18 protein-coding genes and 1 pseudogene are annotated in these 19,194 nt (G+C 48.4%); 7 read left to right on the forward strand and 12 right to left on the reverse strand.

The features are described 5' to 3' along the window. Positions 1–5 precede the first annotated feature (5 nt). The 5 genes from lpfC to A31E_RS05410 form a co-directional block, all read right to left on the reverse strand. On the reverse strand, positions 6–2,582 hold the full coding sequence (gene lpfC, locus A31E_RS05430; RefSeq protein ID WP_016249332.1) for an outer membrane usher protein LpfC: 2,577 nt from the start codon (positions 2,580–2,582) through the stop codon (positions 6–8). A 22-nt stretch (positions 2,583–2,604) separates the two neighbouring features. After that, positions 2,605–3,291: a long polar fimbrial biogenesis chaperone LpfB gene (gene lpfB, locus A31E_RS05425; RefSeq protein ID WP_016249333.1), complete on the reverse strand. Its 687-nt coding sequence runs from the start codon at positions 3,289–3,291 to the stop codon at positions 2,605–2,607. Positions 3,292–3,359: 68 nt separating this feature from the next. Further along, positions 3,360–3,884: a long polar fimbrial major subunit LpfA gene (gene lpfA / locus A31E_RS05420; RefSeq protein ID WP_016249334.1), complete on the reverse strand. Its 525-nt coding sequence runs from the start codon at positions 3,882–3,884 to the stop codon at positions 3,360–3,362. 348 nt (positions 3,885–4,232) lie between these two features. Then, complete coding sequence (locus tag A31E_RS05415; protein WP_016249335.1) at positions 4,233–5,435, reverse strand: L-lactate MFS transporter; 1,203 nt, start codon at positions 5,433–5,435, stop codon at positions 4,233–4,235. A gap of 228 nt (positions 5,436–5,663) precedes the next feature. Next, entirely contained in the window at positions 5,664–6,362 is a 699-nt protein-coding gene (locus A31E_RS05410; RefSeq protein ID WP_001517315.1) for an autotransporter outer membrane beta-barrel domain-containing protein, read from the reverse strand. A gap of 157 nt (positions 6,363–6,519) precedes the next feature. Here A31E_RS05410 and tag point away from each other — a divergent pair, with 157 nt between their 5' ends. Both tag and A31E_RS05400 read left to right on the forward strand, forming a co-directional pair. Then, positions 6,520–7,083, forward strand: coding sequence for a DNA-3-methyladenine glycosylase I (gene tag / locus A31E_RS05405; protein WP_016249336.1), 564 nt, complete (start codon positions 6,520–6,522; stop codon positions 7,081–7,083). After that, complete coding sequence (locus A31E_RS05400; RefSeq protein WP_016249337.1) at positions 7,080–7,520, forward strand: N-acetyltransferase; 441 nt, start codon at positions 7,080–7,082, stop codon at positions 7,518–7,520. The genes tag and A31E_RS05400 overlap by 4 nt, the downstream gene beginning before the upstream one ends. Here the strand turns inward: A31E_RS05400 and bisC are convergent. Next, the gene (gene bisC, locus A31E_RS05395; RefSeq protein WP_016249338.1) at positions 7,489–9,822 is read right to left on the reverse strand and encodes a biotin sulfoxide reductase; all 2,334 of its coding nucleotides are present in this window, start codon (positions 9,820–9,822) and stop codon (positions 7,489–7,491) included. The two genes, A31E_RS05400 and bisC, sit on opposite strands and share 32 nt — an antisense overlap. A 152-nt stretch (positions 9,823–9,974) precedes the next feature. On the opposite strand from bisC, the gene A31E_RS05390 reads away from it, so the two are divergent. Further along, a complete protein-coding gene (locus A31E_RS05390) occupies positions 9,975–10,634 on the forward strand; it encodes an OmpA family lipoprotein (RefSeq protein WP_000747625.1) in 660 nt (219 codons plus the stop codon). Between the two features lie 103 nt (positions 10,635–10,737). Next, a complete protein-coding gene (gene ghrB / locus A31E_RS05385; protein ID WP_016249339.1) occupies positions 10,738–11,712 on the forward strand; it encodes a glyoxylate/hydroxypyruvate reductase GhrB in 975 nt (324 codons plus the stop codon). Positions 11,713–11,761: 49 nt separating this feature from the next. Here the strand turns inward: ghrB and A31E_RS05380 are convergent, their stop codons facing one another. Then, a complete protein-coding gene (locus A31E_RS05380; RefSeq protein WP_000190515.1) occupies positions 11,762–12,472 on the reverse strand; it encodes a DUF3053 domain-containing protein in 711 nt (236 codons plus the stop codon). Positions 12,473–12,903: 431 nt separating this feature from the next. On the opposite strand from A31E_RS05380, the gene A31E_RS05375 reads away from it, so the two are divergent. Then, positions 12,904–13,194, forward strand: a complete 291-nt coding sequence (locus tag A31E_RS05375; protein ID WP_001517320.1) for an HTH-type transcriptional regulator — start codon at positions 12,904–12,906, stop codon at positions 13,192–13,194. A 281-nt stretch (positions 13,195–13,475) separates the two neighbouring features. Further along, the gene (cspA, locus tag A31E_RS05370; protein ID WP_000014594.1) at positions 13,476–13,688 is read left to right on the forward strand and encodes a transcription antiterminator/RNA stability regulator CspE; all 213 of its coding nucleotides are present in this window, start codon (positions 13,476–13,478) and stop codon (positions 13,686–13,688) included. A 95-nt stretch (positions 13,689–13,783) separates the two neighbouring features. Here the strand turns inward: cspA and A31E_RS25870 are convergent. The 5 genes and pseudogenes from A31E_RS25870 to A31E_RS05350 all read right to left on the reverse strand — a co-directional run. After that, positions 13,784–13,897 (reverse strand): annotated as a pseudogene (locus A31E_RS25870) (IS3 family transposase); the annotation flags it as partial. A 125-nt stretch (positions 13,898–14,022) separates the two neighbouring features. After that, positions 14,023–14,547: a helix-turn-helix domain-containing protein gene (locus tag A31E_RS05365; protein ID WP_016249340.1), complete on the reverse strand. Its 525-nt coding sequence runs from the start codon at positions 14,545–14,547 to the stop codon at positions 14,023–14,025. 79 nt (positions 14,548–14,626) lie between these two features. Next, entirely contained in the window at positions 14,627–16,696 is a 2,070-nt protein-coding gene (glyS, locus tag A31E_RS05360; RefSeq protein ID WP_001291753.1) for a glycine--tRNA ligase subunit beta, read from the reverse strand. A gap of 9 nt (positions 16,697–16,705) precedes the next feature. Then, positions 16,706–17,617 (reverse strand): glycine--tRNA ligase subunit alpha, encoded by a 912-nt coding sequence (gene glyQ, locus A31E_RS05355; RefSeq protein ID WP_001168542.1) that lies wholly within the window; start codon positions 17,615–17,617, stop codon positions 16,706–16,708. A 95-nt stretch (positions 17,618–17,712) separates the two neighbouring features. Next, positions 17,713–18,009 (reverse strand): YsaB family lipoprotein, encoded by a 297-nt coding sequence (locus A31E_RS05350; protein WP_000982350.1) that lies wholly within the window; start codon positions 18,007–18,009, stop codon positions 17,713–17,715. Between the two features lie 176 nt (positions 18,010–18,185). On the opposite strand from A31E_RS05350, the gene A31E_RS05345 reads away from it, so the two are divergent. Beyond that, complete coding sequence (locus tag A31E_RS05345) at positions 18,186–19,181, forward strand: acyltransferase (RefSeq protein WP_016249341.1); 996 nt, start codon at positions 18,186–18,188, stop codon at positions 19,179–19,181. Positions 19,182–19,194 lie beyond the last annotated feature (13 nt).

Consider the following 19,194-nt stretch of genomic DNA (forward strand, 5'->3'; position numbering starts at 1 on the left):
CCTGGTTACTGGCAGTTTGCTGTAACAGAAATAATCCTGGAAATTTTTTGCTCAATTGGTAGGGTATATTTTGCAACACATTGCTGAGAAGCTGCTTTACCCCACACAACCTTCACTTGCCCCTCTTCAGGCATCCCGCTGATGTATAACTGTCCCTCTTCACCGACAATACTACCAGGTTGCTCACTCTTGTCTGACACCAGTGTTGCCGTTGCACCAAAAGGTACATTCATGCCATTTTTCTGTGTTAGAGCCATCAGAACGCGATATCCCACACGGGTATCGAAACGCGCCCGCACTACAGCACCGCGCGTTGGCACTACCGTCTGGAATGCGTTACTGATATCCACACTGTCACTCAGCGTTTCACTGCGTATAGATACATCATTCTCACGATAGATACTCAGATAAGGCACTATCGCATTTCCTTGCCAGTCGATACTCACGCTGCTGCTATTTAATACTTTAGCCCCCCTACCACCAGGTGCTGAAACGATGCCAATTGTTTCACCTAGTGGTTGAGAAAGCGTGACCCCTTCACTGTGTGCCACCAGACCACCACGAAGGCTGTAGTTAACCTGCTGATAATCTTTGCCATAGCTATAACCCAGGCTGATATTCCCGGCGCCGCCCTGGTAGCCCAGGCTGGCATTACCGCTATTACCAACACCATTACTTGAATACCCTTCCTGAATATTGTAATTAAGGTTGTGATCTTCCAGAAGTGTGCCGCTTACGCCTAATTGCTGCGTGGTTCGACCATCCTGATCAGTGGTAACGCGGTAGTTACTCCATGCGCGACCCAACGGAATCGAAATATTAAACGACCACAGCTGATCGTTCTCATCCCATTCAGGACTCTTATTCCAACTGTAAGCAATACTGTAATTTACGCGACCAATACGACCATTGTACCCTGTCGATAGGGAAAGGCGCTTACCATTATCGTTCCAGTAATCCTGTTGAGTCATGTTGAAATACACCGACCCATAGGTCCCCAATTGCTGTGTCAGGTTACCCTGAATTTCACTACGTTTATGGTAACGGCTGTAATCACTATCGGCACCGCTACGCACATCCGTTGCCTCCTGGAAAGTATAAAATCCACTTGTTGAATATTTATAACCTAACAGACGGAAATCAGTACCACTGGCAAAACTTTTTGAGTAAAGGAAACGATAAGATTGTCCTTGATCGGTCGAGTCATCTTGTAATGTGCTTTTTGCCTGCGTGATATCTACTGATATAGCCCCAATAGAACCAAAGTTTTTCCCCAGCCCCAACGCAAAAGCATTATATTCTTCAGAGATCAATGCTCCGCCATAAGCCGTCATGCCAAACGGTAAACCATACATGGTATTAAACTGCCCAAAATGTGGGCGGTCACTGTTATAATTACCTGCGCGATATTCCCCGGCAGCGAGACTATATTTTAGATGTCCTTCACGCTGGAAAATAGCGACAGAAGAGAATGGTTGAATAAATCGTTGTTCGCTACCATCAGCTTCTTTAATAATAACCGTTAAATCACCGCTGTTGGCTGTAGGATAGAGATCATTTATTTCGAATGCACCGGGCTGAACAAATGTTCGGTAAATAACATAACCATTTTGTTCAATACTAACTTCCGCGTTACTTTTCGCAATACCACGCACTACAGGGGCAAATCCCCGTTGACTGTCTGGCAGCATTTCATCATCGGATGCCAGTAACGCCCCCCTCATCTGCACACTATCAAAAATATCCGAGGGTGTGGCTGTATCGCCTAATGTAATTTGTGCTTTCAGTGGAACAATCGACCGCGTTAAATAAGTGCCAATATTATCCCAGTTCTTTTCACCGCCACTGTAGCTCCAGTTACTGTAATTACGCAGACGCCACGCGCCAAGGTTCAAACCACTTCGCAGGCTCAGATAGTAGCTCTCGCTCGTTTGACTACTCTCATTATCATCCTGTCGATGATTTCCATTTTCATCAACGTAGCTGCGATAGTCTTTTACATCATACGAATTGTTGCTACCGCTGAAGCTGTAATCAAGTAATAGGGCTGGAACGCCATCATCCCAACGGGATTCTGGTACAGTACCACGCGCAACCTGGTGCATTGCCGCTTGCGGAAAACTCATTACCAGCTTTTGCTCATTAAAATCAAAATGACTGGTTGCATGAGGAATAATTTCATCAAATGCCACACAGGCTTCTGCTGGCATAAGATTCAGTGCAGGAAAACTATCTACACGCACACCCATATCCGCTAACTGCGTCCGGCTCAAGCAAGGTATAAGGGATTCACCCATAATTTTACGTTGAGATTCAGTTGCCGCCTTAAATTCAAGGGTACGTGTTTCCATTTTTTGTTCATTCACAAAAACAGTAACACGGTATGTACCAGGCAATTGTGCACCACGGTCAGACTCGTACATAGAGAGATCAACATGCTGGCTAACTCCAGCAGTGTCTTCCAAAAAACGCGGGTTAAACTTACCAGCCATCGCAGAAAACGTACTGGCAACCGTAAGCGCCAGCACAGAAACAGAGAAGGGCAGAGAGTAATATGTACGCGAGACAGCCTGCCGTGACATTAAAAAGATTCCCCTGAAAATATTAACGAATATCTCGGATCAACAGTTCACCTGATGATCCAAAATCATTAATGGTATTATATTTTATTTGAGACACCACATTTACTCCGGCGGGTAAGTTAATATTCAATGAACCTTTTGCAGGCACCATACCGGATTTTTCAATTTCGTGGCCATTAACAAAAAGCTGGTTAAATGTAAGATTATAAACGGATGGATTATCTACTTTTATTTGATTACCGTTTCGTGTAAAACGCATCTCACCGGGTGCAGATTTAATATCTCCCTTTAGTCCTTCCGGGCGATAAAAAAGTTTTATACGTGTACGCACTGCAATTTGCAGCACATTTTTACCTTCACTATCATCACTTTTTGAGGGAATCGCTTTAACATTGACCCAGTAAACTGATTCACGGTCCTGAGGTAATGATGGATTAACATTTACAATACGAAGGATATTGTTTTTTTCAGGATCGAGTTTAAATAATGGTGGAGTAATGATAAAAGGTGTTTTTTTGTTGCCAGCAACATCATCAACCCATGACTGGATAAGGAATTCTTCATTTTTGCTTTTATTTTGTACTGTCAGAGAGGCTTCTTTCTTGCTGCCGTCATAAATCACGCGGGTAGAACTTAATGCAACCCCACTCGCCAGAGAAGTCTGGGAGATTAACGTAGAAACAGCCAACGCAATAATTTTGCTTTTCATCATTCTATCCATGAATTATTGACCATGTATGGCGGGGATAATCCACCACCATACATGAAAGCTGACGATTACTCGTAGGACAGGTCGAAATCAACCTGAGCGTTGCCGTAACCAGTACTAACTGTTGCCAGAGTAGAAACGTAGTTTGCAGTGAAGTAGAGAACTGTCTGGCCTTTTTTCAGATCAGCAGTAGTATTTCCGGTATTCATTGGAACCAGAGTATTACTGTTGTCATAAATACCAATACCGACGCCTTTTGCTGCACCAGATTCAGTACTTACAGAAATTAACTCAGGTTTGTCCGCATCGCCCACACCGCTGAAACCAACTTTCACCTTTTTCAGCGTAGTGATATCGCAATCTTCCAGTTTAATTTCAAAAGGTTTAGATGGAGATTTATCGCCTATTGCTTTAAACACAGATTTTTGAACCTGTCCCAGAACAACTTCCTGGTTCTGAGAATCAACAGACAGTACGCAAGCTGCGTCTACGATTTCACCAGTAAATTTAACGGTACCATCACCAGAATCAGCAGCGAAGACTGAACCAGAAGTTAATGCCAGTGCGGACAAGGCAAAAATAACCTTTTTCATGAAAAACTCCATTTATAAAAATCACAGTAAATGCAAACATTGATGATTCAAAAAACATCAATTTTGAAGGCGGGATTATACGAATAAATGTGGAAAAGAAAATTAAATATATAAAAATATTAATAGTAAGGCACTTTATGAATTGTGATTATAATCATATGGTTATGCTTTAGCATAAAAAGTCATTTTGTTTTTTTAGGAATATATTAATGCAAACTATCAATATAATTTCATGGGAATATTCATACAAACAATATTATAGAGACTATTAATTTATTTCGATACGTTCATATGCAAAAAAAAAGAGGGGATAGTCACCCCTCTTCATTCATCAATAGTGTCATTTATTTATATGTGAGCCTCATACAACACCTTCTGCCCTGGCTGGCGAATGGTCGTTGAAAGCGCCAGCGAAATAATCAGCAAGGCGAAAATGACGTAGAAGGTTACATAGAAGCCGCCAAACAGTGAGGCGATAATCGAGCCGCAAATACTACCGATACCAAACCCGAGGTAAATCACACCGTAGTTTTTCGCCAGGTTATTAAGCCCGAAGAACTCACTAACCAGTGACGGGAAGACGGTAATGGTGCCACCGAAGTTAAAGGCCACACAGGCAATCGCCGCAAAGAATGTCAGCGCATTGAGTGGAGCAAACAACAGCGCTGCCATACCCACCAGCGAAATCACCTGACCAATGGTGATGACACGAATACGGGCAATTTTGTCAGACAGAATGCCCAGCACCAGACGACCAGAAAGGTTAGCAATAGAAATAACCGTCACTGCGTTAGCTGCTGATACTGCATCAAGATGCGCCAGGCTCTGGGCGATATCTTTCGCCACACCAATGACATACAAACCGCTCATACAGGCGGTCAGGAACATCACCGCCAGCATCCAGTATTGCGGTTTACGCATCGACTCTGCCAGAGTGAAATCATTTTCCACCACGCCATTATGGGTTTTGACTTCCTGCTTCGGCGCGTCTTTCATTAAGGTTGCGCCAAAGACAATCATCACCAGCACAATCGCGCCCCAAATCAGAAAGGTTTTTTCCAGGCCGACCGTCTCCAGCAGATGCGAGTCGATAAATTTGAATCCCAGGCTACCCAAACCATAGGAACCAATGGCGAACGCGGAGATCAAACCTTTACGCTCCGGGAACCACTTCACGCAGTTAGAGAGCGTCAGCAGGTAACCCGCGCCATCTGCCAGACCGACCAGCACACCAGCGCTCAACCACAGCATCATCAGACTGTTGGAATGCGCGGTAAGGAAGAAACCCAGCCCCAGTAAAATGCCGGACGCCATAGTGACGCGTTTTACGCCAAAACGTTCCTGCAACTTACCAGCCACAGAAGATGAGATAGCCAGTCCCAGACTCAACAGGCCAAAGGAGAAAGCGACCTGGCTTATCGGAGCATCCAGCTTGGCGGAAAGCGCGCCGTTAAACAGGCTCCAGGTATAAACCGAACCCAATGCAAACTGGGTAATGATAGTACCAATGAGTGTCAGCCAGCGGGTACGCTGATAGTTTGAAGGTGTCATGGCAGTATTCCTGCATTAATAAAAAGGAAAATTCTCTGCTGACAACCATAACGAAGTGCATTTTATGCCAGGGGGAAAACGGCATGAAATGCCATCAGAACGGAATGAAATGCCTCAGTTCAGGAATGAATGACGTGACAAACATTCACAACAATAATTATTAAGTCAGTTAGCACCCACTATCAATACAATGATTGTTATAACCGATCCCGCACTGTAAAAAACAAGTTAAAACCTGGCACTAACCCCCATAGTATACAAATAATCACTATTATTGGCGCTGTTCTCTGCCTGGGATAACGCAGCATAAGCGGCAATATTTTGGTTAAGCAACATATCGGCGCCTACGGTCACATCAAGCCAGTTGCCGTTCTGATTTGTCGCCGTCATGCGACTCAGGCCTGATTGAGCCTTCCAGATATTTTCACCAAATTGCTGGTTGTAGCTGATTTGCGCCCAGGGGCGGAAATCGCCAAGTCGGGAATCAACACGCCAGCCCAACGTACTGACGCTGGCATGCCATAACGGATCGGTCAGTGTTGCAGTGCTGTCGCCAAACTCGTTATACATCGAAGTGGTCGTTCCGTCGTAATGCAATGCGGCGACCGGGCCTGTTGTAACGTGTTCATATAAAGGGAAGTTCCAGCCCATACTCATGCTGCTGGTTACATCCGCGGGAGTTTCTTCCGCCAGATTAACTTCCAGTCCCAGCGCTCTTTGGCTACTTTGAATACGTTGCGACAAAATATCGTTGTAATCAGGTTGGTGATCGCTATCCCAGGTATAACGCTCTGTGGTATGTCCTGGCTGCGTATCAACGATATATTCTTGTTGCCAGGCGTAAGCTGTGTTGAGAAAAAAAGAACTGATTACCACGCTCGCCAGCAGACTTAGGGGCCAGCGACCACCGCATTTTTTTATGATCATTAACACGACTCCAGGGAAGAGCCGAATTCGGCATTATTATTGTCATTGTATGAAGGATATCGGGCATATTAGTCCTGTATTAAATATTGACTTTTTCGCCGGTGCGTCAAGAAAAGCAGGTGAAATTTTTACGAACAGGTGCATAGAGAGGGAAAGTATGGAACGTTGCGGCTGGGTGAGTCAGGACCCGCTTTATATTGCCTACCACGATGAAGAGTGGGGCGTGCCTGAAACTGACAGTAAAAAACTGTTCGAAATGATCTGCCTTGAAGGGCAACAAGCTGGGCTGTCCTGGATTACCGTCCTCAAAAAACGTGAAAATTATCGCGCCTGTTTTCATCAATTCGATCCCGTGAAGGTCGCTGCAATGCAGGAAGAGGATGTTGAAAGGCTGGTGCAGGACGCCGGAATTATCCGCCATCGCGGGAAAATCCAGGCCATTATTGGCAATGCGCGCGCATACCTGCAAATGGAACAGAACGGCGAACCATTTGCCGACTTTGTCTGGTCGTTCGTAAATCATCAGCCGCAGGTGACACAAGCCACAACGTTGAGTGAAATCCCCACATCAACGCCCGCCTCCGAGGCGCTTTCTAAGGCATTGAAAAAACGCGGTTTTAAATTCGTTGGATCAACGATTTGTTACTCCTTTATGCAGGCATGTGGGCTGGTGAATGATCATGTGGTTGACTGCTGTTGCCATCCGGGGAATAAAGCATGATTAGACAAGCACAACGTTCGGAACTGCCCGCAATCCTTGAACTGTGGCTGGAAAGTACAACCTGGGGACATCCCTTTATAGAAGAAAGTTACTGGCGTGACTGCATTCCGCTGGTGCGTGATGCATATCTTGCCAACGCGCAAAACTGGGTATGGGAAGAAAACGGTGAATTTCTCGGTTTTGCCAGCATTATGGAAGGGCGGTTTCTGGCAGCAATGTTTGTCGCACCGAAGGCTGTCAGACGCGGTATCGGTAAGGCTTTGATGCAACATATGCAACAGCGCCATCCTCATTTATTGCTGGAGGTTTACCAGAAAAACCAGCCAGCAATAAGTTTTTACCATGCGCAGGGTTTTCAAATTGTCGACTGCGCATGGCAGGAGGAAACCCAACTCCCTACCTGGATTATGGACTGGCAGGCGGATCAAACGCTGTAAGTTTAAGTTCAGGCCCCGTGTATTTTTCCAGCCACGCCAGCGCCGTGTTACCCGCACAACCATTACCCAGCCGCGAGCTTGGGAAGTCTTTGGTCAGCACATTCACCGCGCCATTTTTACAAATGCCGCCAGCAGTAAAATCCAGATCTGGCCATGCCCCTTCGTGAATGCAAATCACACCAGGCCTGATGCCTTCACTAATCACCGCTCCGGCAAGAATTTGCCCGCGCGAGTTCCACAACCGAACAGTATCGCCATCTTGTATGCCGCGTGCCTTTGCATCGTCAGGATGAATGGTGACAGGCTCACGGTTTGCCACCGCATACAATTCACGAAGTGAACTGTAATTCAACTGACTGTGCAGGCGATGCGCCGGATGGGCTGAAAGTACCTGCAACTGCTCTGCTTCGGCGTTGCCCCACCACTCATCGGGTTCCAGCCACATCGGATGGCCTGGACAATCCCGATAACCGTAATCCGCAATGCGCTGCGAGAAGATCTCAATCTTACCACTGGTCGTCTTTAATGGGTGTGCCTGCGGGTCGCGGCGAAAATCCGCGAAACGGATAAACCGCTCGCTGTCTGGATTTTCTGGCATCTCAATTAACTGATTGGCTTCCCAGAACTCGTCAAACGGCGGTATTTCAACCTGCTGATTTTCTCCACGCCGCCGCGCAACGTTATAGAACGTTTCCAGCCATTGCAGCTCACTTTTCCCTTCCGTAAACCGGGCATAGCCGCCCTTCTCCCAGCGCTCACTTAACTCAGCAAAAACATCAAAATCATTACGCGCTTCACCACGCGGTGGCACCACTTGCTTCATCGGCACCAGATGTTGATTGCTGTAATCGCCGGTCATAGTGAGATCGTTACGCTCAAACGACGTAGTCGCGGGGAGGACGATATCGGCATGTTTCGCCGCCGCCGTCCAGAAACATTCCGATATCACCACCAGCTCCGGTTTTTGCCAGGCGCGAATCAGACGATGAGTATCCTGATGATGGGTGAAGTTAGCGCCGCCCGCCCACCAGATAAAACGAATATCCGGGAAATGTCGGTTCATGCCGTTGTGTTGATACGCGCCGCCAGGGTTTTCTAATGCTTCGACAATGCGGGCTACGGGGATTTTATCTACCGCATCGGTGCCACCCGGCAAACTGCCCTGCATGGAAGGTAGCACCGCAGCGCGGCGGGTCGGGTTGCCGCCATTAGCAAAATGGTAAGAAAGACCAAAACCGCCACCGGGCGTGCCGATTTGCCCTAACATTGCCGCCAGCGTGACTATCATCCAGTGTTTTTGCTCACCAAACTGCTGGCGCTGCATTCCCCATCCAGCCATCAGCATAGTGGTATTTTGGTGGAAAATAGCTGCCAGCTCGCGGATTTTCTCTGCGCCAACACCGCAAATCTCCGCGGCCCATTCGGCATTTTTTGCAATGCCATCACTCTCGCCCAACAAATAAGAGGCGAAGACGTCATAACCTGTGGTGCAACGCGCCAGAAATGCCTCGTCGTGCCAGCCGTTTTCCACCAGCGTGTGAGCTATCCCCAGCATCAGCGCCACATCAGTCCCCATATGCGGAGAGACCCATTCCATTTTATCGCCAAAGAAATCGACGGTTTCCGATCGCATTGGATCAATGCAGATCAGCTTTTTCCCGCTGTCACGCAGTGCGGCAAAGTAAGAAAGTCCCTGCTCATCGGACGCATTCCACGCAATTTTCAGCGTGTTTAATGGGTTAGCACTCCACAGCACCACCACATCGCTATTTTCCAGCACCAGAGGCCAGCTAGTCTGCTGCTGATAGACTTCGCTGCCCCCCACGACATACGGCATGATCGCCTGTGCCGCGCCGGTTGAATAATCGCCCAGATGGCCGGTATAACCGCCTGCCAGCGCCATATAGCGTTGTAACAAGGTTGACGCTTTATGCAGCACACCGTTTGAACGCCAACCGTAGGAACCGGCAAAAATCGATGCCGGACCATAAGCCTCACGAATGCGTTTATGCTGATGGTGGATGAGATCCAGCGCCTCATCCCAACTCACACGAACAAATTCATCCTGCCCGCGAACGCCTTGTGGTTTTTCTGGCGATGCGAGGAAACCTTTGCGCACCATCGGAAATTGCACTCGCGTGTTGCTATGAACCTGGTCACGAACCGCGCTCTGCAAGGAATTTTCCATTTCTGTGGCTAACGCACCACGCGAGCTGAAGACTGTTTCACCGTCGGTTTCAACCAGCATGGGCCCCCAGTGGGCGGCAGTAAGAACGGAATAACGTGAGGATGAGATGGCCAAACCGAAGGCTCCTGAAAGGTTAGATGTATTGAGCAGTTAAATATTACTTACAAATTTCCGAGTATTCCCAGGAATAATCTTCATGTTCACACGGCATAATCTCCCGCCACGAAACCCGTGACCAAGAATAAAAAGGTTATTAAGGATTAACAATGAAGAAACGTGTTTATCTTATTGCTGCCGTAGTCAGCGGCGCTCTGGCGGTATCTGGTTGTACAACTAACCCTTACACCGGCGAACGCGAAGCAGGTAAATCTGCTATCGGTGCAGGTCTGGGCTCTCTCGTTGGCGCGGGTATTGGCGCTCTCTCTTCTTCGAAGAAAGATCGCGGTAAAGGTGCGCTGATTGGCGCAGCGGCAGGTGCGGCACTGGGTGGCGGCGTTGGCTATTACATGGATGTGCAGGAAGCGAAACTGCGCGACAAAATGCGCGGCACAGGCGTTAGCGTAACCCGTAGCGGAGATAACATTATCCTCAACATGCCGAACAACGTGACCTTCGACAGCAGCAGCGCCACTCTGAAACCAGCAGGTGCTAACACCCTGACCGGCGTTGCAATGGTGCTGAAAGAGTATCCAAAAACGGCGGTTAACGTGATTGGCTACACCGACAGCACTGGTGGTCACGACCTGAATATGCGTCTGTCCCAGCAGCGTGCTGATTCCGTTGCCAGCGCATTGATCACCCAGGGCGTGGACGCCAGCCGTATTCGTACCCAAGGTCTTGGCCCGGCTAACCCAATCGCCAGCAACAGCACCGCAGAAGGCAAAGCCCAAAACCGTCGCGTAGAAATTACGTTAAGCCCGCTGTAATCACTGTCATGCCAGGTGACGAAGAAATCACCTGGCATTCTTCGGTTTTCCTGCTTCATTTTTCAGGCTAAGGTGATCGCCTTATCAGTGAATGGAGAGAAGAATGAAGCCGTCCGTTATCCTCTACAAAGCCTTACCTGATGATTTACTGCAACGCCTGCAAGAGCATTTCATCGTTCACCAGGTGGCAAATCTCAATCCACAGACCATCGAACAAAACGCGGCGATTTTTGCCGAAGCTGAAGGTCTACTGGGTTCAAATGAGAATGTTGATGCCACGTTGCTGGAAAAGATGCCGAAACTGCGTGCCACTTCAACTATCTCTGTCGGCTATGACAATTTCGATGTCGATGCGCTTAATGCCCGGAAAATCCTGCTGATGCATACGCCAACCGTATTAACGGAAACAGTAGCCGATACGCTGATGGCGCTGGTGCTGTGTACCGCGCGTCGGGTTGTGGAAGTCGCGGAGCGCGTAAAAGCGGGCGAATGGACCGCCAATATCGGCCCGGACTGGTACGGCACTGATGTTCACCATAAAACACTGGGGATTGTCGGGATGGGACGGATCGGAATGGCGCTGGCGCAACGTGCGCACTTTGGCTTCAACATGCCAATTCTTTATAACGCTCGTCGCCATCATAAAGAAGCTGAAGAACGCTTTAACGCCCGCTACTGTGATCTGGATACATTGTTACAAGAATCAGATTTCGTTTGCCTGATCCTGCCGCTAACTGAAGAAACTCATCACCTGTTTGGCGCTGAACAATTCGCCAAAATGAAATCTTCCGCCATCTTCATTAATGCAGGGCGTGGGCCGGTAGTTGACGAAAATGCACTGATTGCCGCATTACAGAAAGGGGAAATTCACGCCGCCGGGCTGGATGTCTTCGAACAAGAGCCATTGCCCGTAGATTCACCGTTGCTATCAATGACCAATGTCGTTGCAGTACCGCATATTGGTTCGGCCACTCATGAGACGCGTTATGGCATGGCTGCCTGTGCCGTGGATAATTTGATTAATGCGTTGCTGGGGAAGGCTGAGAAGAACTGTGTGAATCCGCACGTCGCGGGCTAAGCCGCGACTGCGTAGATAAAAGCCCGATAACTTCTCGGGCTTTTACCGTTTATTGGGTTGCAGTTACTGCTGCGGTCCAGGCCTGATTAAACGCCTGATGCTGTGCCGGTAATGGCGCGATCAGTTTGTTATATTCACTTGCCTGCTGGGAAGTCGGGAACTGAATGCCGTTCGATACAAAGCTCACCTGAGTACCTTGCTGAGCAATGTAGTCTCCAACCATCACCAGTTGTTGCGTGAAGGTTTGTGCCGCTGGAATCAGCGGTTGCAAGGCATCGGCCGGAGTAGTCACCACTTTAGTGAATGCCTGATCAAAGACCGGTTTCAGATCGTCAGCTTGTTTTAGCGCAGAGTGCGCGGCATCTGCCTGCAACTTCGCATTTTGCAATTGTTGCGCCAGTACGCCCAGAGAACCGTTCATTTCACGCAGTGGACCACTTTGCGTGACGTAATCCTGCGGTACACGAATCGCGTTAACGCTGTCTACAACCGGACGCAGACCGGAATCCATCGCCTGATTAACCTGTTGGGAATAGCCATACAGGATCGCGTAATCAGAGACAAAAGGACCAAATTGTTTTTTCTGATCGGCAGTCAGGGTTGGTAGACGTTCACCGCTACGCATCACAGTATTCTGCAGGAAGTCGATAAACGCTTTACGCTGATCGCCTTCTTTATCAAAACACCCACTCAGGCTAACTACCATTAATAACGCCGCAAGAGGCGCAAACCAGCGAGAGCAGGACTTTCCTGTCGCCATTTTCTTACTCCTTTCACCCAAAAAAAGCGCACAACGACACACGCGTGTCTGACGCAGACAAGGATAGTCCAGGACAGGCCTACAGGATACCCTTTATGTATAATCTTCCTGGGAAAATGATGGAGAAAATGAAGTAAGGTTAATTTGTTGTTTCATTGTTAAAAATTGATATTGCCATTGTGTTTTTGTTGCCAGGACTTTCCTTCTCGTTGGGAGGCCAGATTTTCGAAATCTTTACAAATCACGGCCAGTACGAGATATATCTGCATATATCAGATCGTTAGGTGACTATAAGTCACGGTGACTGACGGGCTGAATCGAATCACACTCAAAGCATGTCTAACTTCTCCCCGCTATGCCTGTTTTCCCGACTATTCTTAATAAGCTTCGATGAAATTCACGATCCCGCAGTGTGATTTGAGGAGTTTTCAATGGAATATAAAGATCCAATGCATGAGTTGTTGAGTAGCCTGGAACAGATTGTTTTTAAAGATGAAACACAGAAAATTACCCTGACACACAGACCAACACCTTGTACCGAAATTGAGCAATTACGCAAAGGGACAGGGTTAAAAATTGATGATTTCGCCCGGGTTTTGGGCGTATCTGTTGCCATGGTAAAGGAATGGGAATCCAGACGCGTGAAGCCTTCCAGTGCCGAACTAAAACTTATGCGCCTGATTCAAGCCAACCCGGCATTAAGTAAGCAGTTGATGGAATAGGTTTTTATTCCCTTTTTTGATGATGACGGTCCTGCTGACAGGGCCGCTTTCTGAACGATTAATCATAAATTTGAAAAATAAATGTTGCATCACCACCCAATGCGTGGCTTAATGCACTCAACGGTTTGACGTACAGACCATTAAAGCAGTGTAGTAAGGCAAGTCCCTTCAAGAGTTATCGTTGATACCCCTCGTAGTGCACATTTCCTTTAACGCTTCAAAAATCTGTAAAGCACGCCATAACGCCGAAAGGCACAATTAATTATTAAAGGTAATACACTATGTCCGGTAAAATGACTGGTATCGTAAAATGGTTCAACGCTGACAAAGGCTTCGGCTTCATCACTCCTGACGATGGCTCTAAAGATGTGTTCGTACACTTCTCTGCTATCCAGAACGATGGTTACAAATCTCTGGACGAAGGTCAGAAAGTGTCCTTCACCATCGAAAGCGGCGCTAAAGGCCCGGCAGCTGGTAACGTAACCAGCCTGTAATCTCTGCTTAAAAGCACAGAATCTAAGATCCCTGCCAATTGGCGGGGATTTTTTTATTTGTCCTGGACTGACCCCATAAAGTTGGACAGTTCATGTTAAGCGGCTTTCAGGGTCTGGGTTCGGTATTCTACCGGACTCAGGCCTTTTAATTTCAGGCTGCTCCGCTCGTTGTTATAATAATGGATATAGTCCTCTATCGCCTTCCTCAGTTCATTCAGTCCGGCATGCCTGTCCACTCGCTTCAGGGCATTCATATTGTGATACCACGTACTGCGGGACATACCCGCTGCACGCAGAAGATCACCGAGCGCATGCTTAAGCCTTAGCTCACTGATTATCCGGGCTTTCTGCCGTTTTTCTCGCTTTGAACTAAGGCCTTCAGCTTTTTTAGATAGGCATTCTCTGCGCGAAGGTAACGGGGTTCCGCCCACAGTTCTTCGGGAGATAACTTTTCCAGTTCTGCATCGGTAATTGGAGGTGTTTTTTGAGGTTTTGTCATGTCCTTGCTCCGACCTGGTTTTATGTTCAGAAGTCCTTCTTCACCGGTGTCTTTGTAAACCTTCACCCAGTGCCGGACCACGGATTCATTTGAGATATTAAACCGTGCGGCGGCCTCGCGCATGGTAAGTTCTTCACTCAGAGCCTTCAGAACAACCGTCAGTCGAAACTCAGGAGAGTGGCGGTCATTTTTCCATGTAATATCATCAATACCGTGGAGTTGCCAGGCTCTTACCCAGCGTCGCACAAATGTTTCTTCAACACCAAAACGTTCAGCGGTACGACGTGCGCCATCGTGTCCGGCAAGATAATGATTAACGACAGCTAATCTGGTTTCGAGAGAATATTTTGGCTTTGCCATAAAAAACTGCACCTTAATCAGTTGGGTGTCCAACTTTTGGGGTGCAGTCCATCTGGCAGGCTTTTTACTAAAGGAGTTATTACTGCAACAACGAAATATCCGCAACGCGCAGGAACAATTCGCGCAGTTTTTCCAGCATGGTCAGACGGTTGATACGCAGATCTTTATCATCAACCATAACCATCACTTTATCGAAGAAGGCGTCAACCGGTTCACGCAGTTCAGCCAGTTCGACCAGCGCATCCTGGTAACGACCTTCAGCGAAGTATGGCTCCAGCTTGTCGCGCAGTACAACCACCTGCATCGCCAGCTTAATTTCTTCCGGCTCTTTCAGGGTAGATGCGTTCACACGATCGCTCAGGACTTCGTCAGATTTCGCCAGAATGTTGGATACGCGCTTATTCGCTGCCGCCAGTGCAGCCGCTGCTTCCAGAGTACGGAAGTGCGATACGGCCTTCATACGGGCATCGAAATCTGCCGGACGAGTTGGGCGGCGCGCCAGAACGGCCTGGATGGTGTCGACGGTATAACCTTCGTCCTGATACCAGGCACGGAAACGGCCAAGCATAAAGTCGATAACGTCATCGACCACATTAGCGTTGGTCAGCTTATCGCCGTACAGACGCACCGCTTCTTCGGTTAGCGTTTGCAGATCGAGGTTCAGGTTCTTCTCGACGATAATACGCAACACGCCGAGTGCCGCACGACGCAGCGCAAACGGGTCTTTATCGCCTTTCGGATGCTGACCAATACCGAAGATACCAGCCAGAGTATCCATCTTGTCAGCGATCGCCAGCGCACAGGCCACCGGGTTAGACGGCAGAGAATCACCAGCAAAGCGCGGCTGATACTGCTCGTTCAGCGCGACAGCCACATCTTCCGCTTCGCCATCGTGGCGCGCGTAGTGCATACCCATCACGCCCTGAGTGTCAGTGAACTCGAAGACCATATTGGTCATCAGGTCACACTTGGACAGCAGCCCCGCACGGGTCGCGTGGTTGACGTCAGCACCAATCTGTTCAGCAATCCAGCCAGCCAGCGCCTGAATGCGGTCAGTCTTGTCGCGCAGCGTACCTAATTGTTGCTGGAACAGCACGGTTTGCAGACGCGGCAGGTTATCTTCCAGACGTTTTTTACGGTCGGTATTAAAGAAGAACTCTGCATCCGCCAGACGCGGGCGAACGACTTTTTCATTACCGGAGATAATTTGCTGCGGATCTTTTGATTCGATGTTGGCAACGAAGATAAAGTTCGGCAGCAATTTGCCGTCGTTCGCATACACCGGGAAGTATTTCTGGTCACCTTTCATGGTGTAAACCAGTGCTTCAGACGGCACCGCGAGGAATTTCTCTTCAAATTTCGCAGTCAGAACGACAGGCCATTCCACCAGCGAAGCCACTTCTTCCAGCAGGCTTTCGCTTAAGTCAGCGTTACCGCCAATCTTACGCGCGGCTTCTTCGGCATCGGCTTTAATCTTCGCCTTACGTTCTTCGTAATCAGCGATGACTTTACCGCGCTCACGCAGAATTTCCGGATATTGATCGGCATTATCGATAGTAATTTCCGGCTCGCCCATAAAGCGGTGGCCGCGAATCACGCGATCGGACTGAATACCCAGAATGGTTGCCGGAATGACTTTATCGCCCAGCAGCAAAGTCACAGTATGAACTGGACGCACGAAGTGTACGTCGCTTGCGCCCCAGCGCATCAGTTTCGGAATCGGCAATTTCGCAAGCGAAGTAGCTACCATGTTCGGTATCAGCGCTTCGGTGCTTTCGCCCTTCACGTGAGCGCGATACAGCAACCATTCACCTTTGTCAGTAGTCAGACGCTCAGCCTGGTCAACGGAGATCCCGCAACCACGCGCCCAACCTTCTGCAGCTTTGCTCGGTTTGCCTTCGGCGTCAAATGCCTGGGCAATTGCCGGGCCACGTTTTTCGATTTCACGATCAGGTTGTGCTTCCGCAAGGTTAGCCACTTTCAGCGCCAGACGACGCGGAGCAGCAAACCATTCAACAGTACCGTGTGCGAGACCGGCGTTATCCAGCTCCGCAGTAAAGTTCGCAGCAAAGGACTCTGCCAGGCTGCGCAGTGCTTTTGGTGGCAGCTCTTCAGTGCCAATTTCCACCAGAAAAGTTTTCTCAGACATGGCCGCCTCTTACTTGTCTTTGTTGCACATCGGGAAGCCGAGGGCTTCACGGGAAGCATAGTATGCTTCTGCCACTGCTTTGGTCAGGGTGCGAATGCGCAGAATGTAACGCTGACGCTCGGTGACAGAGATGGCTTTACGCGCATCCAGCAGGTTGAAGCTGTGGGCGGCTTTCAGAATACGCTCGTAGGCTGGCAACGGCAGCGGATTTTCCAGCGCCAGCAATTGCTGTGCTTCTTTCTCGTACTGCTCGAAGCAGGTGAACAGGAAGTCCACATCCGCGTATTCGAAGTTGTAGGTGGATTGCTCCACTTCGTTCTGATGGAAGACGTCACCGTAGGTGGTTTTACCCAGCGGGCCGTCGCACCAGACCAGGTCATAAACGCTATCTACGCCCTGAATATACATCGCCAGACGTTCCAGACCGTAGGTGATCTCACCGGTAACCGGTTTACACTCCAGACCACCAACCTGCTGGAAGTAAGTGAACTGCGTTACTTCCATGCCGTTCAGCCACACTTCCCAGCCCAGTCCCCAGGCACCCAGCGTCGGGTTTTCCCAGTTGTCTTCCACGAAACGGATATCGTGGATAGTCGGATCCATGCCCAGCTCTTTCAGAGAACCGAGGTACAGCTCCTGGATATTGTCCGGTGATGGCTTAATCACCACCTGGAACTGATAGTAGTGCTGTAAACGGTTGGGGTTTTCGCCGTAACGACCATCGGTCGGGCGACGAGAAGGCTGAACATAAGCAGCCGCCATCGGTTCTGGCCCCAGCGCGCGCAGACAGGTCATTGGGTGAGAGGTTCCCGCGCCGACTTCCATGTCCAATGGTTGAACAATGGTGCAGCCCTGGCGAGCCCAGTAATCCTGTAAGGTCAGGATCAAGCCCTGGAAGGTCCTGGTATCAAACTTTTGCATATTATTTCGTGCTGGATACGTGTGGATTTAAAGGAAGGGATCAGTATACCCGCTGGATGGAAGATATACAGTACGAAACGGGAAAAAGGCTGCGCTTAACGCATGGAAAGATGCAAAAAATGGCCATCCGCGTCAAAAGAACAGACAAACTGTTCTTTCCTGAAGGTATAACCGCGCATTTCATAGCTCCCCTGGAACTGTTCAAACGCGATGACGTCGTTTTTTTGCTCGCCAGTGTTATAACGTTTTGCCACCTGATCCTTGCACAAGATTTCCATATTCAACGAACGCAGCGGTTCAACCTTTACCCGTTGCGCTTTCTGTTCGGGTGGTGGTGCCGAACATCCCACTAACACAATGAGCGTCATTGCCGGAAAGAAATAGTTCATCATCGTTAAATTACCGTCTGGTTTGCAGGTGAGTCTTATTATTAATATCGGTATAGTGGCTGGATCTTATAAATTTTCTCAAGCATCTCTAAGATGTAGTGATCAAACTCAGATTATTCCAGTGCATCAGCCGAATGATTTATCGGTCAGACTTTTTTTAACCAGATACAGAGACACAGATGCAGCCCAAAATTTATTGGATTGATAACCTGCGAGGGATAGCTTGTTTAATGGTGGTGATGATTCATACCACTACCTGGTATGTGACCAATGCCCATAATGTTAGCCCTGTAACCTGGGATATCGCGAATGTTCTAAATTCGGCCTCTCGTGTCAGCGTGCCGCTATTTTTCATGATTTCCGGCTATCTCTTTTTTGGCGAACGTAGCGCCCAACCGCGTCATTTCTTGCGTATCGGCTTGTGTCTGCTGTTTTATAGCGTCGTCGCACTGCTCTACATTGCGCTGTTTACCTCCATCAATGTGGAGTTATCGCTGAAAAAACTGCTGCAAAAACCGGTGTTTTATCACTTATGGTTTTTCTTCGCGATTGCGGTGATTTATCTGGTTTCGCCACTGGTTCAGGTAAAAAACATCAGCAGTAAAATGTTGCTGGTGCTAATGGTGGTGATTGGCATCATCGCCAACCCAAACACAGTGCCCCAGAAGATCGACGGTTTTGAATGGTTACCAATTAACTTATATATCAATGGCGATACTTTTTACTACATCCTGTATGGCATGCTGGGCCGCGCCATTGGGATGATAAACACACAACATAAATCTCTATCGTGGATGAGTGCCGCACTGTTTATAGCGGGAGTATTTATTATCTCTCGTGGGACATTATATGAATTACAGTGGCGCGGAAACTTTGCCGATACCTGGTATCTTTACTGTGGACCGATGGTTTTTATCTGCGCAATCGCGTTACTGACTCTGGTAAAAAATACTCTGGATACGCACACTATTCGCGGGCTTGGGCTGATATCCCGTCATTCTTTAGGTATATACGGATTCCACGCGTTGATTATCCATGCGCTGCGTACCGGTGGTATTGAGCTTAAAAACTGGCCAATACTGGATATTATTTGGATCTTTTGCGCGACGCTGGCAGCAAGTTTGTTACTTTCTGTGCTGGTGCAACGAATCGACAAAAACAGATTAGTGAGTTAAGTAAAAACCCGGT

The sequence above is a fragment of the Escherichia sp. KTE159 genome (assembly GCF_000408805.1).
In the GTDB taxonomy this organism is placed as follows: domain Bacteria; phylum Pseudomonadota; class Gammaproteobacteria; order Enterobacterales; family Enterobacteriaceae; genus Escherichia; species Escherichia marmotae.

Bases quoted from the DNA above. Each gene is read 5' to 3' on its own strand.
- lpfC (WP_016249332.1), bottom strand. From the start codon at position 2,582: ATGTCACGGCAGGCTGTCTCGCGTACATATTACTCTCTGCCCTTCTCT.
- lpfB (WP_016249333.1), bottom strand. From the start codon at position 3,291: ATGAAAAGCAAAATTATTGCGTTGGCTGTTTCTACGTTAATCTCCCAG.
- lpfA (WP_016249334.1), bottom strand. From the start codon at position 3,884: ATGAAAAAGGTTATTTTTGCCTTGTCCGCACTGGCATTAACTTCTGGT.
- A31E_RS05415 (WP_016249335.1), bottom strand. From the start codon at position 5,435: ATGACACCTTCAAACTATCAGCGTACCCGCTGGCTGACACTCATTGGT.
- A31E_RS05410 (WP_001517315.1), bottom strand. From the start codon at position 6,362: ATGATCATAAAAAAATGCGGTGGTCGCTGGCCCCTAAGTCTGCTGGCG.
- tag (WP_016249336.1), top strand. From the start codon at position 6,520: ATGGAACGTTGCGGCTGGGTGAGTCAGGACCCGCTTTATATTGCCTAC.
- A31E_RS05400 (WP_016249337.1), top strand. From the start codon at position 7,080: ATGATTAGACAAGCACAACGTTCGGAACTGCCCGCAATCCTTGAACTG.
- A31E_RS05390 (WP_000747625.1), top strand. From the start codon at position 9,975: ATGAAGAAACGTGTTTATCTTATTGCTGCCGTAGTCAGCGGCGCTCTG.
- ghrB (WP_016249339.1), top strand. From the start codon at position 10,738: ATGAAGCCGTCCGTTATCCTCTACAAAGCCTTACCTGATGATTTACTG.
- A31E_RS05380 (WP_000190515.1), bottom strand. From the start codon at position 12,472: ATGGCGACAGGAAAGTCCTGCTCTCGCTGGTTTGCGCCTCTTGCGGCG.
- A31E_RS05375 (WP_001517320.1), top strand. From the start codon at position 12,904: ATGGAATATAAAGATCCAATGCATGAGTTGTTGAGTAGCCTGGAACAG.
- cspA (WP_000014594.1), top strand. From the start codon at position 13,476: ATGTCCGGTAAAATGACTGGTATCGTAAAATGGTTCAACGCTGACAAA.
- A31E_RS05365 (WP_016249340.1), bottom strand. From the start codon at position 14,547: ATGGCAAAGCCAAAATATTCTCTCGAAACCAGATTAGCTGTCGTTAAT.
- glyS (WP_001291753.1), bottom strand. From the start codon at position 16,696: ATGTCTGAGAAAACTTTTCTGGTGGAAATTGGCACTGAAGAGCTGCCA.
- glyQ (WP_001168542.1), bottom strand. From the start codon at position 17,617: ATGCAAAAGTTTGATACCAGGACCTTCCAGGGCTTGATCCTGACCTTA.
- A31E_RS05350 (WP_000982350.1), bottom strand. From the start codon at position 18,009: ATGATGAACTATTTCTTTCCGGCAATGACGCTCATTGTGTTAGTGGGA.
- A31E_RS05345 (WP_016249341.1), top strand. From the start codon at position 18,186: ATGCAGCCCAAAATTTATTGGATTGATAACCTGCGAGGGATAGCTTGT.